This is a genomic window from Clavibacter lycopersici (genome assembly GCF_003576405.1).
Lineage (GTDB): Bacteria > Actinomycetota > Actinomycetes > Actinomycetales > Microbacteriaceae > Clavibacter > Clavibacter lycopersici.
In genome coordinates, this window is record NZ_QWGT01000417.1 from 1 (window position 1) to 1,136 (window position 1,136).

Below are 1,136 nucleotides of genomic sequence, written 5' to 3' on the forward strand. Positions count from 1 at the left end.
CCAGCTCCTGCGCGGCGAGGTCGCCCGCGGGCGCCAGGACGGCGACGGGCGCCGAGCGGAAGAGGCTCGCGCTCATGGCGACCGACGCGCTGGCGTCGTCCGCCTCGCCCACGACGGTGAGCGGCGCGTCCGGCGCGGCGGTCACCGGGCGGAGCACCTCGGGCGCCTCGTCCTCGCCGGTGCAGGCGCCGAGGCCGACGACGAGGCCGACGGCGGCGAGGAGGGAGACGGGGGCGCGGAGGGACCGGGGGAGGCGGATCGGGGACGGCACCCGTCCACGCTACGCGACCCCCGGGCGGGGGCGCGCGGATCGCGCGGGGCGTCGCCCGGAAGCGGGGGATCCGCCTGGCGTCGCCGCGACGGGGCTCCCGGGAGCCGCCCGGTACCGTGATCGGGTGAACGTCCTCCTGCCGCCGCCCCTCCTGCCGACCACGCTCGCCGGTGCCCGCCCCGCGCAGACGGCGGAGGACCCGCTCCAGGGCCTCGACGGGCTCGTCGGCGCGGCTGCCCGCGTGATCGAGGCGCTCGGCGAGGTCGGCGTCGGCGCCATGACCTTCCTCGAGACCGTGTTCCCGCCGATCCCGAGCGAGGTGGTGCTGCCGCTCGCCGGCTTCGTCGCCGCCACGGGGCGCATGGACCTGGTGCTGGTGATCGTCGCCAGCACGCTCGGCGCGTACCTCGGCGCGCTGCTGCTCTACTGGCTCGGCCGGAAGGCGGGGGAGGAGCGGACCATCCGCGTGCTCGCCAGGCTCCCGCTGGTGGAGCGCCACGACTTCGAGGTCGCCGCCGCCTGGTTCCACCGCCACGGCCGCTCTGCGGTGTTCTTCGGTCGTCTCGTGCCCGGCGTCCGCAGCCTCATCTCGCTGCCCGCGGGAGCGGCGGGCATGCCCCTCGGCACGTTCAGCTTCTACACGATCGCCGGCAGCGGCCTCTGGAACGGAGCCCTCATCGGGCTGGGCGCGGCGCTCGGCAGCCAGTACGAGCTCATCGACCGGTACGCGCACTACCTCGACTACGCCGTGTACGCCGTGCTCGGGATCCTGCTGCTCCTGCTCGTCGGGCGCGCCGTGCGCCGCCGCGCCCAGCGGGGCAGGGGCGCGCGCGACCGCTGACCATGGCGGCCGCGCGGGTGACGC

Annotated in this window: 1 protein-coding gene and 1 pseudogene; one reads left to right on the forward strand and one right to left on the reverse strand. The window is 76.9% G+C overall.

The features are described 5' to 3' along the window. A pseudogene (locus DZG00_RS15620) lies at nt 1-271 on the reverse strand (hypothetical protein); the annotation flags it as partial. A gap of 124 nt (nt 272-395) precedes the next feature. On the opposite strand from DZG00_RS15620, the gene DZG00_RS15625 reads away from it, so the two are divergent. Then, nucleotides 396-1,112 carry a DedA family protein gene (locus DZG00_RS15625; protein WP_119382039.1) on the forward strand — a complete coding sequence of 239 codons (717 nt, stop codon included), beginning with the start codon at nt 396-398 and terminating at the stop codon, nt 1,110-1,112. Nucleotides 1,113-1,136: the final 24 nt, after the last annotated feature.